Source organism: Pseudonocardia sp. ICBG1034 (assembly GCF_020131375.1).
Taxonomy (GTDB): Bacteria; Actinomycetota; Actinomycetes; order Mycobacteriales; family Pseudonocardiaceae; genus Pseudonocardia; species Pseudonocardia alni.
In genome coordinates this window covers 461035-476559 of the sequence record NZ_JAHLEK010000021.1, presented here as the reverse complement: position 1 = coordinate 476559, position 15525 = coordinate 461035, and the positions used below count along the sequence as shown (strand labels likewise).

Genomic DNA, 15525 nt, shown 5'->3' with positions numbered 1-15525 from the left:
GGTGCGGACGGTGGCCCGGTCGGTGCCGGAATGCGGGCGGGCTCACCTCTCGGACAGGGATCTTCCCGCCCACTGTGGCCCGTGTCACCCGGTCGTGGCTACTCGCCGAAGGCGATCCGGACGTCGTCGGAGGTGGGCGCGGCGGCCGGCTCGGCCGTCGCCGCGGCGGTCGGGTCGAGGTGGACCTCCGGGGCCATGACGGCGGGGTCGACCTCGAGGACCGCGTAGCCGCCCACCGCGCCGGCTCCGAAGCCGGGTGCGAAGACCCGGGTCCGGCCGGCCACGACGCCGTCGGCGACGGAGTCGAACAGCGCGATCGGGATGGACGCCGCGGAGACGTTCCCCATCGACTCGATGTTGAAGTACAGCTGCTCCGCCGAGAGCCCCGCCTTGCCCGCGAGCTGCAGGATCATCGTCTTGTTGGCCTGGTGCGGGACGATCAGGTCGACGGCGTCGAGCATCGAGCCCTCGCCGTCGGGGCCGGCCTGCTCGGTGAGCTCGCCGATCATCTGCGACAGGTAGCGGGCGACGAGCGCCTTGACCTCGGGGCCGTAGACGGTGATGTCGTTGTCGAACTCCGGGTTCGGCCAGATGATCGAGTTCACCTGGGTGTCCGGGCCCGACGCGTAGGTCTGCAGCAGGTCGATGTCGCCGCGCTCGCCCTCGGCGGCCGGGGCGATCACCATCGCGGCCGCGCCGTCACCGAAGATCATCCGCGAGGTGCGGACGTTGCCGATCTTGTCGGAGAACTTCTCGACGCAGACCAGCAGGACCGGCCGGTTCACCTCCTGCAGCTGGCGCACGGCCTCGGACAGGCCGTAGGGCAGCCCGGCGCAGGCGGCGACGATGTCGGCCGAGCAGTGCGTCTGGAGCAGCCCGAGCCGCCCGGACAGCCACGTCGACAGCGACGGGATGAGCCGCTCGCTGGTGCAGGTGGCGACGAGCACGGCGCCGATCTCGGAGCGGTCGCGGCCGGAGTGCTCCAGCGCGCGGACCGCGGCGGCCCAGGCCAGGTCCTCGATGTCCAGCTCGGTGTAGCGGCGCTGGTCGATCCCGGTCTTGGCGGAGATCTCGTCGGCGCTCATCGGCGACCAGGAGAACGCGGAGTTGCGGACGACGTCGTCGTTGGAGCAGACGTGCTCGCCCCGGACGACGGCGAGCGCCTCGACCTTCGGCTGCACCGCGAACGTCTCACGGACCCGGATCGGCGGCAGCGGGGTGGCGGGCTCGACCGGGTCGGACTGCGTGGAGAGCCGGCCCCGGCGCGCCGGGCGGGTACCGGTGGCGCGGTCCAGGAACTGCTCGACGTCGCGGTTGCGGGGGTGGAAGGCGATGACGTACTCGTCGTCGCCGATCTCGTCGGCGGTCCGCAGCTCGGTGGCGGCACGGTCCCAGGGGTACTGGTTGTGCAGCACCATCGCCCAGCGGGTCAGGGCCTCGAGCTCGGGACGCTCGGCGTGCGCGTCGAGGATCTCGTTGAAGGAGAAGACCGGGTAGTCCGGGTCGTGCTGCGGCACGACGAAGGTCTGCGCACCCGGTGTGGTGAGGAACTGCTCGACGGTCGGCTTGACGGCCGGCAGCTCGGTCGCGTGGTGCCGACGGTTGCCGTAGACGTCGAAGAGGAGGTCGAAGATGCGGCGCTCGGTCGCCTCGTCCCAGGTGCTGGGGAGCGCGGCGAAGGCGTCGGCGACGGCCCGGACCTTCTTGTCGCCGTCGCGCCACGGGGTGAGCAGCGGGAGGAAGACGTCGCTCCGGTGGCGGGGGAGGTCACGCCAGCGGGTCGGACGCTTCTCGAACATGGTGAGCGTGTACCGGTTGACCCAGAACAGGTTCTGGCTCATGTCGCGCAGCAGCGCGAAGCGGCTCTCGTAGGCGCCGCCGGTGACCCGCTCGAGGATGTCGGTGCCGGTGGGCGCCTTTGCCTCGAAATCGCGACCGACGATGGCGGTGAACTGCTCCATATCGTCGATGACGGAGAAGTCGAGTTCTCCGAGAAAATTGGCGGGAAAGACCAGTCGGTCGTGGTTGTTGACCACGAACGGTTTCATGTGACGACCTCCAGCAGCGGCGTCGACCGGCGGAATCGCCAGGCGGGACACGGTGCGGCCTGGTCGATCGGATCGGTTGCGGTGCCTGCAACGCTATCGATGAACAGTCACGATCGGAATGTGATCCAGCCGCCGAGTGTGCGCTCTCACGGATGGTCGGTCAACTCGGACTGTTACCGGCGAGAATGTTACCGGTCGGTTCTACTCGTCGGTTCCTCGAAAGAATTCCGCAGATCCGCAGGTTGGCGGGCGGAGGTCGTCCACAGTGGAATGATCACTGGACGTGGCCGGTCGGTCCCGACGCGTGCACATGCAGGCGGGAGCGTGGTCGTCGGCGTCACAGCCCGCGCGGCGACCGTCACCCGCACCTGGTGGGGTGCACCATCGTCCGAACGGGGGAGGACGGTGTCGAGCCTCCGATGTGGACGGTTGTCCCGGGGGGCGCGGCGGGCGAGCCGGACCGGCGGGCGGTACCCGGGACGGAATGCGTCGGCGGAATGCGATCGCCATTTCCGGGACGCCGTTCCCGGGGGGCCGGTGCTCAGCCGTGGGCGGTGGCCGGGGCCGGGGCCGCGACGGTCTCCGCCGCCGGCGCGGGCGTGAGCAGCACCAGCACCGTGGCGAGCAGTCCGGCGGCGCCCGCCGCGACGAAGGAGATCGTGTACGCCGTCGCCGAGGGGGGTCCGCCGTCGCCGAGCACGTAGGTCGCCGTCACGGCCGCGACCACCGCGGTGCACGAGCTCGTGCCCAGCTGGCGGGCCAGGGTGTTGAGGCTGTTCGCCGCGGCGGTCTCCGACTCCGGCACCGCGCGCATGATCGTCAGCGGGATCGCCGAGTAGGCGAGCGCGGCGCCGACCGCGGCCACGGTGGAGGCGGCCATCAGCAGCGGCACCGTCGAGGGCATCGCGGCGAAGGCGAAGTTGCCCGCCCCCAGCAGGAGCGTGCCGAGCACCAGCGTGGTGCGCGGGCCGCGCCGCCGCGACAGGCGCGCCGAGGCCGAGGAGAACACCACCATCGACCCGCCCATGGGCAGCAGCACCAGCCCGGCGACGACGAGCGAGAGCCCGAACCCGTAGCCGGTCGTGACCGGCGCCTGGAGGATCTGGGTGGCGAGCACGAAGCCGGCGAACATCGCGAAGCCCACCAGCACCGAGGCCAGGTTGGTGAGCAGCACCGCGGGCCGTGCCGAGACCCGCAGGTCCACCAGCGGTGCGGGGACGCGCAGCTCGTACCGGGCGGTCGCGGCCACCAGCACCACGGTGCCGGCGAACAGGCCGAGCACGGTCGGGGAGGCCCAGCCCCAGTCGTTGCCCTTGGAGATCGCCAGCAGCAGGCACACCAGCGCCCCGCCGACGCCGAGCGCCCCGGGCACGTCGAACCGGCCGCCGGTGCGCAGCCGCGACTCGGTCACCAGCCACCGGACCAGCAGGATCTGCACGACACCGAGCACCGCGGCCCCGGCGAACAGCCAGCGCCAGCTCGCGAACTGGGCGACGACGCCGGTGATCGGCAGCCCGATGGCCCCGCCGAAGCCGAGCGAGGACGACATCAGCCCGACCCCGGACCCGACCCGGTCGGCGGGCAGGACGTCGCGCATCAGGCTCATCCCGAGCGCGATCACCCCGAACGCGGCGCCCTGCAGCACCCGGGCGACGAGCAGCAGCCCGATCCCGGGCGCCAGCGCGCCGAGCAGCGACCCCACCCCGACCAGGCCGAGCGCGACGAGGAGCATCCGCCGCTTGCCGAACATGTCGCCGAGCCGCCCCAGCACCGGCGCCGACACCGCGCCGGCGACCAGGTTGGCGGTGATCAGCCACGACGCGGTCGACCCGCTGACGTCGAGCAGCTCCGGGAACCGCGGGAGCAGCGGGACGACCATGGTCTGGACCAGCGAGACGAGCAGCCCGCAGGAGGCCAGGACGGCGATCGCGACGCCGGGGCGTGGCGGCACCGGTGCGGACCCCTCGGGGTGGGTGCTCTCGGGCTGCTGGTGCGGACGGCGTGCCCGGAACACTCGACCTCCGTGGTGGGTGACAGATCGTGCCGGCGGACGACCCCGCTGAAGCGGGAGTCACCCATCAGATGAGCACGCCGGTCACCCGTCCGGCAAGCCGGGTCACCCCCCGCGTGCGGGGACCGGCTCGGGCGGCGGCGGGCCGTCGTAGACCGCGGAGGGCCGGATCAGGCGTCGCTGCGCGGCCTGCTCCAGCACGTGCGCGCACCAGCCGACGACCCGGCTGACCGCGAACGTCGGTGTGAACATGCTGCGGGGGATCCCGCAGCCCTCCATCACCACGCCCGCGTGGAACTCGACGTTCGCGAACAGCGGGTGGTCCGGGCGCAGCTCCGCGAGGGTGGCGGCCACCCGCCGTTCGACGTCGGCGGCCCGCGCGGGCAGCGGCCCGCCCAGCTCCGCGGCGACCTCGCGCAGCAGCGCCGAGCGCGGGTCCGGCCCGCGGTAGACGGCGTGGCCGAACCCCATGATCCGCATCCCCGCGGCGAGCCGGTCGGCCACCCAGCGCTCCGGCGAGCCGCCGGCGTCGCGGTCGATCGCGTCGAGGCTCTCCAGCGCCCGGTCGGGGGCGCCGCCGTGCAGCGGCCCGGCGAACGCCCCGAGCGCGGCGACCACGCAGGACGCGACGTCGGCGCCGGTGGAGGCGACCACCCGGGCGGTGAAGGTGGAGGCGTTGAAGCCGTGGTCCACCGTCGCGACGAGGTAGGCGTCGAGCGCGCGGACGTGCGCCGGCGCGGGCTCGGCCCCGTCCAGCATCCACAGCCAGTTCGCGGCGGAGGACAGGTCGGTGCGCGGCGCGACCGGGTCGAGGCCGTGCCGCAGCCGGTGCAGCGCGGCGAGGACGGTCGGTGTCGCGGCGCAGACGGTCGCGGCGTCGCGGGTGCCCGCCGCCGGGTCGTCCCAGAGCGGGCGCATCCCGCGCTGCGGGCCGAGCAGCGACAGCGCGGTGCGCAGCCCGGCGAGCAGGTCGGGCCCGCAGGCGTCGGCGATCGCGGGCAGCTGCGCGGCGACGGCGTCGGGCAGTGCCCGGCGCTCCGCGGTGGCGGCGGCGAACTCCGCGGCCTCGCCCGCGTCCGGGAGACGGCCGTGGACGAACAGGAACCACACGTCGTCGAAGGTGCGGGTGCGCGCGAGGTCGACCGCGGAGTACCGGCTGTAGTGGTAGAAGCCCTCGTCGCCGCGGACGTCCCCGATGCGGGTGCTGGTGACGGCGACGCCGCGCAGGCCCGGTGGGACCTGCCCGGCGGCGGCGCCGATGCTGTCGGTGCTGGTCATGACGGGGACCGTCCGCCCGTCGGGAACCATTGTCAATATTGATGCAGTCAATGTTGATACGGTCCACGTCGTGGAGTACCTGACCGTCGCCGAGACCGCGGAACGCCTCGGGGTGAAGCGGGAGACCGTGTACGCCTACGCCAGCCGCGGGCTGCTGACCAGCGTGCGCGGCGCGCAGCGGCGGGGCAGCCGGTTCGCCCAGGACGAGGTGGAGGCCCTCGCCGCGCGCGGCCGCGAGTCGGGCGAGCCGTCCGGGACGGTCGAGCGCATCAGGACGCGGATCACACTCGTCGCCGACGGCGGGCCGTGGTTCCGCGGGCTGGCGGTGCCCGCGCTCGCGGGGTCGGAGGATCTCGAGCACGTCGCGGCGCTGCTGTGGGAGGTCCCCGGCCGGGTGCCGTTCGACGCCGACCCGGACCTGCTCGCCCCGGCGCGTGCCGTGCTCGCCGCCGCCCCCGCCGGGGCCCGGGCGACCGACCGGTTCCGGCTCGCCGTCGCCGCGGTGGCCGCGGCCGACCCGCTGCGCGCCGACGCGCGGCCGGGAGCGGTGGTGGCGACGGCGTCGTCGTTGCTGGGGACGGTCGTGACCGCGCTCGCCGGGGACCCGGGAGCCGCGGGCGGGCCGGGTGTCGCGGGGGCCGGCCTGGCGGAGCGGCTGCTTCCGGCCCTGGTCCGTGACCCGGACCGGGCACCCGCGCCGGCAACGGCCGGACACGTCCGCGCCGCGCTGGTCCTGCTCGCCGACCACGGCCTGGCGTCGTCGACGGTCGCGGCCCGGGTCGCCGCGAGCACCCTGGCCGACGTGCACGCCGTCGTCTCGGCCGGGCTCGGTGCCCTCGACGGGCCCCGGCACGGACTGGTCAGCGGGCTCGCGCACCGCTTCCTCGCCGACGCCCTGGACGACCCGCCCGGCGCGCTCGCCCAGCGGCTGCGGGCCGGCGAGCGGGTCCCGGGCTTCGGCCACTCGGTCTACCGGGGCACCGACCCGCGCGCCACGGTGCTGCTCGACCGGCTCCGCGCGGACCCGGCCGCGGACCGCGTCATGGCCTGCGTCGACGCCGTCGTCGCGGGGATGGACCGCGGCGGCGACGGCCCCGCCGCGAACGTCGACCTCGCGCTCGCCGCGCTGATGCACGCCCACGACCTGCGCCCCGACGCCGGCGAGCTGCTGTTCGCCTGCGCCCGGACCGTCGGCTGGGTGGCGCACGCCCTGGAGGAGTACGCCGAACCCGGCCTGCGGTTCCGGCCGACCGGCGTCTACACCGGGCCGCGGCCCGGGTCGACCAGCGAGGCGAGCACCACGACGTTGTCGGTGTAGCTGCGCACACCCCGGTCGAACGTCCCGCCGCAGGTGATCATCCGCAGGCCCGCGCCGGGCAGGTCGCCGTAGACGGCCGCGGTGGGGAAGCGGTCCTTGGCGTAGCGGCGGACGGCCTGGACCTCGAAGGTCGCGGTGGTGCCGTCGGCGCGGTCGACCGACACCAGGTCACCGGGGGAGAGCGTGTGCAGCCGGTGGAACGGGCCCGGCTCGTGGTCCCAGTCGACGTGCGCCGCGAGCACCGCCGGCCCCCGGGAGCCCGGCGCGGGGGCGCCGGTGTACCAGCCGGTGGCGACACCGTCGGGGGGCACCTCCAGCGTCCCCCGCCCGGTCAGGCCGAGCGGGACGAGCCCGCTGTCGAGCCCGATCGAGGGCGCCCGCACCCGCACCGGCCCCGACGGCGGCAGCGGGGCCGCCGCCGGGCGGAGCGTGGTCGTGGGCAGCGGCGGCACCGTTCCGCCGATCGCCACCGGCGGTGCCCCGAGCGGGACGGCCAGTGCCAGCACGACGAGCACCCCCCACCACACCCGTCGCACGGCACGGGGCCCGAGCGGCCCCCGCGGACCGCGGACGCGCGCGGGGTCGGCGGACGCGTTCCCGATCGGGAGCGCGTTCTCCGGAGCGGCGCGCGTGCGGTGTCCCCACGGGGCCGCCGGAGCGGGGGCGGGGGTCACGAGTGACGGGTGGTCAGGGGGAGCGCGGCGCGGCCGGTGCGACGCCCGCTCCACACGACGACGCCCGCCCCGGTGGCGAGGACCGCGCCCGTCCCGACCAGCAGGAACACCGCCGGGTCGACCCCGGCGCCGCCGGAGCCGTCACCGGCCTCGACACCACCACCCGGAACCGCGCGGACCTGCCCGGTACCGGCGGCCGCGACGAGGTCCGAGCCCTCGCAGGCCCGGCCGTCGTCGTCGCGGTCCAGGTTGTTCGGGTCCGTGGGGTCGGCGGCGAGCACGGCCTGGGCCTGGGCACGGGAGAGATCGACGCAGTCCAGGTCGCTGCCGCGCCCGGCGGCGGGAGCCCCGGCCGCGGGAGTGGTCGCCTCCGGGGCCGCGGCGGTCTCCTCGGGCGCGGTCTCCTCGGGACCGGTCGCGTCCGGGGCGCCGTCGCCGGGGTCCTCGTCGGCCGCCGTCGCGTCGTCCGCGGGCTCCTCGGCGGGCGGCTCCTCGGTGTCCTCCTGGGCCGGGGCGGTCACGACCGGGCCCGCGGTGGCGACGGCGGCCGGGACCGTGACGGCGCCCGCCACCGGGGTGAGGGCCGGTTCCGCGGCCGACGCCGCTCCGGCCAGCGGGACGCCGGCGAGCGCGGCGAGGGTGAGGGACGCGGCGACGGCGCCGGTGCGGCGGACGAGCGAACGTGCGGTCATGATGCACTCCCTGTGACGAACGTGATCCTGGTGACCGGTGGGGCGAACGTGACGCCCAGTCCGATGGCGGAGAGTGAAGCGACACCCCGTCGACAGGGCCAGCGAAGTCGCCCGTACGGGGATCACCGGGGCGGGTGGCGTCGCCCGGAGTGACCGGTGCCTCGGCGTGCCGGGGCGCGCGGGGCCCGGCACGACGTCCAGGATGGCGACCGTGACGACCACCCCCGAACCGCCCCGGCGCCGCCGCCGGTCCCTCAACGACGGTGTCTCCGACGCGTTCGTCGAGCTCTGGTCCCAGCGCCGCCCGTGCGTCCTGGTGACCCCGCGCCGCGACGGCACCCCGCACGCGGTCCCGGTGGGGGTGACCGTCGACGTGGCCGGGCGCACCGCCCGGGTGATCTGCAGCGGCGGGTCGCAGAAGGCGCGCAACGTCGCCGCGGCCGGGCCGGACGGGGCGCGGGTCAGCGTCACCGTCGTCGACGGGCGCACCTGGTCCACGCTGGAGGGCCGCGCCGTCGTGCGGGACGAGCCCGACGTCGTCGCCGACGCCGAGCGCCGCTACGCCGCCGAGTACAAACAGCCCCGGGAGAACCCCGCACGGGTGGTGCTGCAGATCGCCGTCGACCGGGTCCTCGGCAACGCCTGAGGGGATACTCGACGGTGTGGACCTGCCGGAGACGACCTTCCTCGGCCACAGCACCCTGCGGCTGCGGATCGGCGGGCGCACCGTCCTGACCGACCCGGTGCTGGGGCGGTCGGTCGGGCCGCTGCGCCGTGCCGCGCCGGCCGTCGACCCGGCGGGGCCCGCCGGCGCCGACCTGGTCCTGATCTCCCACCTGCACGCCGACCACCTGCACCTCGCCTCGTTGCGCCGGCTGCCCCGCGCGGTGGAGGTCGTGGTCCCCGCGGGCGCCGGCGACTGGCTCCGCCGTCGTGGTGTCGCCCGGGTGTCCGAGCTCGCCGTGGGACAGACCCGTGTCTTCGACGGGCTGCGCGTCACCGGCACCCCGGCCGACCACTCCGGGCACCGGTGGGGGCCCCGGTTCACCCACGGCCCGCAGGCCGACGCGATGGGGCACCTGCTGGAGGGCGACGGGTTGCGCGTCTACGTCGCCGGTGACACCGGCCTGTTCCCCGGGCTCGACGACGTCGCCGCCCAGGGCCCGATCGACCTCGCCGCGCTGCCGGTGTGGGGGTGGGGCCCGAACCTCGGCCCCGGCCACCTCGACCCGGCCGGCGCCGCCGAGGCCGTCCGTCGGCTCGCACCGGCCGTCGCGCTGCCGGTGCACTGGGGGACCCTCGCCGTGGCCGGGCTGTGCTCGGTCCCGGGGCGGACCGGGTCCCGGATGCGGGAGCTGCTCGTGCGCCCGCCGCACGACTTCGCCGACGCCGTCGCCGCGGCCGGGCTGCCCACCCGCACCCTCGTGCTCCCGCCCGGCGCCGCCGTCGGAACGCCGGCGTGAGCGCGCCGCACCTGCTGGCCGCGTCCGCCCAGGAGTGGCTGGACGCCGAACTCAGCCCGGACGCCGGGCGGATCGCCTACCTCGTCGTCGCCGGGGGAGTGCTGCTCGGGTCGGTGGTGCCGGTCGTGCCGACCGGTGCGATCGTCGGCGCCGCCGCCGCGACGGCGATGACCAGCTCCGCCCTGTCGCTGCCGGTGGTGCTGCTGCTGTCCTTCGCCGCGGCCCTGCTCGGTGACGTCATCACCTTCGCCGTCGCCCGCCTGGCCGGTGACCCGGTCCGCGCCGCCGTCGCCGGCGGGCGGCTCGGCGGTGAGCGCACCGCGGCCCGGATCGAACGGATGCGCGGCGCGTTCGCCGAGCGCGGTTGGCTGGTCGTGCTGGTCGGACGGGTCGCCCCTGCGGGGCGGGTGCCGACCCTGATCGCCGCCGCGGTCTCCGGGATGGCCTGGGCGAAGCTGGTGCCCGCGGTCGCGGCCGGGGCGGTGCTGTGGACGCTGCTCTACGGCGTGCTCGGGGTGCTGACCGGCAACCTCACCGACTCCCCGCTGGTGGCCGCGCTGCTCGCGGTCGGGCTGGTGGCCGTCGTCGCGGCGGTCACCGCGCTGGCCGGGCGGGTGCGGACCCGGCTACGGGCCCGGCACCCCACCGGCTGAGCCCCGGCGGCCGCCGTCCCGGCACGCGTACGGCACGCCCGTCCGCCGGCGCACACGGAACCGGCCGGGCGCGACGGGAGGGGGGATGTCGCGCCCGGCCGGGGCGGGTGCCCGGGGCGTGGCGTCGCCCCGGGGGGATCAGGTCAGTTGCCGCCGCCGAAGGGGTTGATGCCGAACGGCAGCTCGCCGGTGGAGCCGCCCTCGGGCACGGTGCGCGCCCCGTTCTGGGCGGTCGCGGCGGCGGTGTCGCGCACGCTGCCGAGCGTCACCGGCACCTCGCGGGCACCGGACCCGCTGCCGACGGTCAGCGTGACCTGCTGGCCGGGGGTGAAGTTGCCGACCCGGGCGATCAGGTCCGCGAAGCTCGACACCGGGTACTCGTTGACCTTGGTGACGACGTCGCCCGCCGTGATGCCCGCGGCGGCCGCCGGCGAGTTCGGCTCCACCGTCGTGATCTGGGCGCCCGCGGTCCCGCTCGGGGCGCTGCCGGAGGCCGACACCGAGCCCTGCACACCGAGCTGCGGCTTGGTCGCGACGCCGGAGTCCATCAGCTCCTGGGCGACCCGCTTGGCGGTGTCGACCGGGATCGCGAAGCCCAGCCCGATCGAGCCGGAGCTCTGCCCGGCGGTGGCGATCGCGGAGTTGATGCCGACGACCTGCCCGGCCAGGTTGACCAGCGGGCCGCCGGAGTTGCCCTGGTTGATGGGGGCGTCGGTCTGCAGGCCGTTGTAGACGACCGGGGCCTGGCCGTCGCCACCCGCGGTGACGGTCCGGTTCAGCGCCGAGACGATGCCCGCGGTGACGGTGCCGGACAGGCCCTGCGGCGAGCCGTTCGCGACGACCTGCTCGCCGACCTGCACGCTCGAGGACTCCCCGAGGGTGGCGGGCTTGAGGTCCTCGGCGCCCTGCAGCTTGATGACGGCGAGGTCGTAGCTGGGGGAGGTGCCGACGACGGTCGCGGTGTACTGCCTCCCGTCGGCGGTGGACACGGTGATCCGGCCGCCGTCGGTGGCGTTGGCGACCACGTGGTTGTTGGTGAGGATCTGGCCGTCGGAGGTGAGGACGACCCCGGACCCCTCGGCGACGCTCTGCGCGGTGCGGACCTGGATGTCCACCGTGCTCGGGGTGATCGCGGCCGCGGCACCGGCGATCGAGCCGTCGGCGGGGGTGGCCGGGGTACCGGGGGCGGCGGCGCTGGTCAGCGTGGCCGGGGTGGAGGAACCGTCGAGCACCAGGTAGGCGCCGCCGACGCCGGCCGCACCGCCGACGAGGGCGGCCGTCAGCGCGACGGCGGCCAGGCCCGCACCGAACCGGCGCGGCGGCCTCGGTGCCGGACCCTGCTGCGGGAACGGCGGGTACACCGAGGTGGGCGGGCTCCCCGCGCCGTAGGCCGGGATCGTGGGGTTGCTCGTCGTCGCCCACGGCGGGGGCGTCTGGGTCCCGTGGCCGCCGCCCGGGTCGCCCCCCTGGCTGCCGCCCTGCTGCCGGTGGTCGGTGTCGGTCACGGTGGTCGCCTCCTGTGCGTGGGTGCCGTCGTCGCCGGCCGGGTGGGCGGGGACCGCCCCCTCGTGACGCCGTGCGGGCCGGACGGGGTCGGTGGCGCCGCCTCCGGTGGAGGTCCGTCCGTCGGACGGCTCGCCCGTTCCCGGCCCGTTCTCGGTCATGGGGCAACTGTGCGCCGTGACCCTGAGACGACCCTGTGACCGCGCTGGGAATCGCTCGGGCATCGGGTGAGAGTGCCCGGCACGCGGGTCCTCACCGGCGGTCCGGGCAGGTCAGGAGATCGCGCCGACCACCGTGAGCACCAGTCCCAGCACCGCGAGGGCGGCCCCGCCGCGGGCCCACAGCCGCTGCGCGCGCCGGTCGGAGGCGGTCAGCTCGGCCTCGGTGCGGGTGGACAGCACGAACGTCCCGCCGGCGTCCTGCGGCGGCCGGATCACCAGTGGCCCGTCGCGGTCGTCGACCTCGCCGAGGACGTACATCGCGACGCCGGGGCGCAGCACCCACTCCTGGTTGCGGTAGCCGACGGTCCGGTCCCCGCCCCGGCCCCGGTCGTCGGCCGGGTCGAACCGGTCCAGCACCCGTTCCACCGGGTCCGGGTGCCGCCCGCCCGGGTCGACGCCGATGGTGTGCCCGTCGCGCAGCAGCGCCCAGCCGTGCGGGGACGTCCGCTCGGACACGGTCTCGGTGTGGGTCTGCGTCCGGGTGCGGCCCTCGTCGTCGCGCTCACGGCGCTCGAACCGGCGCTCGACCCGCTGCATGTGCCACACGCAGTCGACGCCCGCGAGGTCCGAGCGCAGCACCCCGACCGGGGCGGGCGCGGTCTGCCCGACGACCTCGCAGACCTTCCGGAACGTGCCCGGCCGTCCGGCGAGCTCCGCCGCGACGCCCGCGAGGTCGAGCAGCTCGGGTACCGACAGTGTCTCGGCCGCCATCATCGCGTGCACCCGGCGCTGGGTGCGGACCGCGACCCCGATGCAGGCGGCCCCGGCCAGCAGCGCGATGATCCCCACCCACAGCACGGGCGGAACCTAGCAGGTCAGGCGACCAGCTCCACGATCGTGGCGTTGGCGGTGCCGCCGCCCTCGCACATGGTCTGCAGCCCGTAGCGGATCCCGCGGTCGCGCATGTGGTGCACCAGCCGGGTCAGCAGCACGGTCCCCGACGCGCCCAGCGGGTGCCCGACGGCGATCGCCCCGCCGAGCGGGTTCAGCACGGCGTCGCCGGCGCCCAGCTCGGCCTGCCAGGCCAGCGGGACCGGCGCGAACGCCTCGTTCACCTCGAACGCGCCGATGTCGCCGATCGAGAGCCCGGAGCGCTTCAGCACCTTCTGCGTCGCCGGGACGGGCCCGGTCAGCATCCGCAGCGGGTCCGCGCCGGACACGGCCCCGGAGTGGTAGCGCACGATCGGGGTCAGGCCGAGCTCGCGGGCCCGCTCCGGCGTGGTCACGAGCACCGCCGACGCGCCGTCGGAGATCTGCGAGCTGTTCCCGGCGTGGATCACCCCGTCCGCGGCGAACGACGGCTTCAGCGCGGCCAGGGTGTCGGCGGTGGTGCCACGGCGCAGGCCCTCGTCGGCGGTGAACCCGGGTGCTCCGGGCACGTCGACGAGCTGGTCGTCGAACACTCCGGCGTCGATCGCGGCGGCGGCGAGCTCGTGGCTGCGTGCCGCGTACTCGTCGAGCCGGGTCCGCGACAGCCCCCAGTCCCGGGCGATCCGCTCGGCGCCGACGCCCTGGTTGAAGTCCCCGTTCGGGAACTCCCCGGACTCCAGGTCGGCGCGGTAGCGCTCGCGCACCAGCGGCCCGTAGGGACGTCCCAGGTCGCGGCCCGCGCCCAGCGGCACCCGGGTCATCGACTCCACCCCACCGGCGACGACGACGTCGTACTGCCCGGCCAGCACCATCCCGGCCGCGAAGTCGAACGAGGACTGGCTCGACCCGCACGCGCGGTTCACCGTCACCCCGGGCACCGTCTCCGGCCAGCCCGCGGCGAGCAGCGCGTAGCGGCCGATCTGTGCGGCCTGGTCGCCGACCTGGTTCACACAGCCCCACACGACGTCGTCGACGACGGTGGGGTCGATCCCGGTCCGCTCGGCCAGGGCGCTCAGCACGGCGGCGGACAGGTCGACCGGGTGGACCTCGGCCAGGGACCCGTTCCGCCTCCCGATCGGTGTGCGGACGGCGGCACAGACGACGGCCTCGGGCATGGGGGTCCTCCTCGGTCACCGGTGACACGACTCGTTCGCGACGCTAAGCCATCGGACGGGGTCGGCGCTGAGAGGGTGATCACAGCGCCGGATGCGCATCAGGTGTCGAGGCGCTCTGGATCGATGAGGTACCGTCTCCGGCGTACGCGAAGGGGAGTAGCTCCCAACGCTGCGCTCGACATACTGGTCCGCCTCGTACTCCGACGGCCGACCCGGGTGCAGCGGCCTGACCACCACCAGGCGAGCGAGACCTTCGATCCGGATGCACCGGGTCGAGGGCACCCCAACCTCGGTCCGGTCGAGATCGAGGGATGGACATGGACGGATTCCTGATCGCGTTCGCGATCAGTTTCGGCGTCATCTTCGTGGCCGAGCTGGGCGACAAGTCGCAGCTCATGGCCCTCACGTTCGCGACGCGCTTCAACGCGGTCCCGGTCCTGATCGGGATCACGATCGCCACCTCGGTGACCCACCTCGTGTCGGTCGCCGTCGGCTACGGCCTGGGCGCGTCGATCCCGACCGGCTGGATCGCGCTGGTCGCGGCGGTCGCGTTCCTGGCGTTCGGTGCCTGGACACTGCGCGGTGACAGCCTCTCCGAGGACGAGGAGGCGAAGGCCAAGCGGGCCGGCGGGTCCGCCGTCGTCGCCGCGTCGGTCGCGTTCTTCCTCGCCGAGCTCGGTGACAAGACGATGCTCGCGACGATCACCCTGGCCGCCCAGCACGGGACCCTCGCCGGGTCGATCGGCATCTGGGCCGGGTCCACGGTCGGCATGGTCGCCGCGGACGGGCTGGCCATCGTCGTCGGGCGTCAGCTCGGCAAGCGGCTCCCGGAGCGGGCCATCTCGATCGGCGCCGCGGTGATGTTCTTCGTCTTCGGCGCCTGGCTGCTCTACGAGGCCGTCCCGCAGGTGTGGGGCGAGGACGCCTGGGGCCGCGTGGTCGACGTCGCCGGGCACCACGGGCTCGGCTGGGCCGCGCTGGTGCTGGGGACCCTCGCCGTCGGTGCCGGGCTGTGGTTCCGCGGTCGTGCGCACCGCGCCCGCGGGGAGCGCAGGCTCGACGTCGCCCGGACCCCGGGCAGCCCGGCCTGGTGGGCCCGCACGCTGTTCGTGCTGGCCGCGGTGCTCGGGTTCGGTGCGCCGCTGCTGGTCGCCCTCGACGTGCTGCAGCCGATCTCGGTGCTGGCCCGGCCGGCGGTCGCCGTCGTCGGGGCGGGGCTGCTGCTGCTCGGTTTCGCCGTCGCCGCGGTCGCGATGCTGCAGCTCGGTACGGTGTGGCGCCGCTCGGCCACCGAGGCCGGAGCGGCCGCGGCCGGTGACCCGGACGCCGCACGACGCCCGGTGCTCGCCACCGGCGGGATCTACCGCCGCGTCCGTAACCCCGCCCTGACCGGCCTGATCGTCGGGTGCGCCGGGATGCTGTTCATGGCCCCGACCCTGCTCGGCGTGCTCGCCGGGGTGCTGATCCTGGTCGCGGTGCAGATCCAGGCCCGTGCGGTCTACGAGCCCGGTCTGGGCAGCGCACTGGGCGCCGAGTACGACGAGTACCGCGCCCGGACCGGCCGGTTCCTCCCGCGGGTCCGCACCGACCGCACCCCCGCGGGTGAGGGCGACCGCACGACCGTCGGCTGAGCGGCCCGCCGCGACGCCACCGCGGCGACGACACCGCCCGCCCCGGCG

Annotated in this window: 13 protein-coding genes; 5 read left to right on the top strand and 8 right to left on the bottom strand. The window is 75.5% G+C overall.

Features of this window, described 5'->3' with window-relative positions:
* Positions 1–98: 98 nt before the first annotated feature.
* The 3 genes from KPF22_RS23785 to KPF22_RS23775 all read right to left on the bottom strand — a co-directional run bounded on the left by KPF22_RS23785 (position 99) and on the right by KPF22_RS23775 (position 5337).
* Positions 99–2048 carry a 3-oxoacyl-[acyl-carrier-protein] synthase III C-terminal domain-containing protein gene (locus KPF22_RS23785; RefSeq protein ID WP_208821430.1) on the bottom strand — a complete coding sequence of 650 codons (1950 nt, stop codon included), beginning with the start codon at positions 2046–2048 and terminating at the stop codon, positions 99–101.
* A 541-nt stretch (positions 2049–2589) separates the two neighbouring features.
* Positions 2590–4062: an MFS transporter gene (locus KPF22_RS23780; protein ID WP_224403334.1), complete on the bottom strand. Its 1473-nt coding sequence runs from the start codon at positions 4060–4062 to the stop codon at positions 2590–2592.
* A 102-nt stretch (positions 4063–4164) separates the two neighbouring features.
* Complete coding sequence (locus tag KPF22_RS23775) at positions 4165–5337, bottom strand: citrate/2-methylcitrate synthase (protein WP_224403333.1); 1173 nt, start codon at positions 5335–5337, stop codon at positions 4165–4167.
* 70 nt (positions 5338–5407) lie between these two features.
* Here KPF22_RS23775 and KPF22_RS23770 point away from each other — a divergent pair, with 70 nt between their 5' ends.
* Entirely contained in the window at positions 5408–6655 is a 1248-nt protein-coding gene (locus KPF22_RS23770; protein ID WP_224403332.1) for a citrate synthase, read from the top strand.
* On the opposite strand, the gene KPF22_RS23765 is transcribed toward KPF22_RS23770, so the two are convergent.
* A complete protein-coding gene (locus KPF22_RS23765; RefSeq protein WP_224403331.1) occupies positions 6595–7161 on the bottom strand; it encodes a class F sortase in 567 nt (188 codons plus the stop codon). The two genes, KPF22_RS23770 and KPF22_RS23765, sit on opposite strands and share 61 nt — an antisense overlap.
* Positions 7162–7325: 164 nt before the next feature.
* Positions 7326–8021, bottom strand: coding sequence for a hypothetical protein (locus KPF22_RS23760; protein ID WP_224403330.1), 696 nt, complete (start codon positions 8019–8021; stop codon positions 7326–7328).
* Positions 8022–8232: 211 nt separating this feature from the next.
* Here KPF22_RS23760 and KPF22_RS23755 point away from each other — a divergent pair, with 211 nt between their 5' ends.
* The 3 genes from KPF22_RS23755 to KPF22_RS23745 are packed head-to-tail and all read left to right on the top strand — an operon-like array spanning position 8233 to position 10137.
* Positions 8233–8667: a TIGR03618 family F420-dependent PPOX class oxidoreductase gene (locus KPF22_RS23755; protein ID WP_224403329.1), complete on the top strand. Its 435-nt coding sequence runs from the start codon at positions 8233–8235 to the stop codon at positions 8665–8667.
* A gap of 16 nt (positions 8668–8683) precedes the next feature.
* Positions 8684–9484, top strand: a complete 801-nt coding sequence (locus tag KPF22_RS23750) for an MBL fold metallo-hydrolase (RefSeq protein WP_224403328.1) — start codon at positions 8684–8686, stop codon at positions 9482–9484.
* Positions 9481–10137: a VTT domain-containing protein gene (locus KPF22_RS23745; protein WP_224403327.1), complete on the top strand. Its 657-nt coding sequence runs from the start codon at positions 9481–9483 to the stop codon at positions 10135–10137. Before KPF22_RS23750 ends, KPF22_RS23745 begins: the two co-directional genes overlap by 4 nt.
* A 143-nt stretch (positions 10138–10280) precedes the next feature.
* Here KPF22_RS23745 and KPF22_RS23740 read toward each other — a convergent pair whose 3' ends face one another.
* From KPF22_RS23740 to KPF22_RS23730, 3 genes are all read right to left on the bottom strand, one after another.
* Complete coding sequence (locus KPF22_RS23740) at positions 10281–11801, bottom strand: S1C family serine protease (protein WP_224403326.1); 1521 nt, start codon at positions 11799–11801, stop codon at positions 10281–10283.
* Between the two features lie 111 nt (positions 11802–11912).
* A complete protein-coding gene (locus tag KPF22_RS23735) occupies positions 11913–12659 on the bottom strand; it encodes an E3 ubiquitin ligase family protein (protein ID WP_224403325.1) in 747 nt (248 codons plus the stop codon).
* Between the two features lie 17 nt (positions 12660–12676).
* A complete protein-coding gene (locus KPF22_RS23730; protein ID WP_208821418.1) occupies positions 12677–13846 on the bottom strand; it encodes a thiolase family protein in 1170 nt (389 codons plus the stop codon).
* Positions 13847–14163: 317 nt separating this feature from the next.
* On the opposite strand from KPF22_RS23730, the gene KPF22_RS23725 reads away from it, so the two are divergent.
* Positions 14164–15477 carry a TMEM165/GDT1 family protein gene (locus tag KPF22_RS23725; protein WP_224403324.1) on the top strand — a complete coding sequence of 438 codons (1314 nt, stop codon included), beginning with the start codon at positions 14164–14166 and terminating at the stop codon, positions 15475–15477.
* Positions 15478–15525 lie beyond the last annotated feature (48 nt).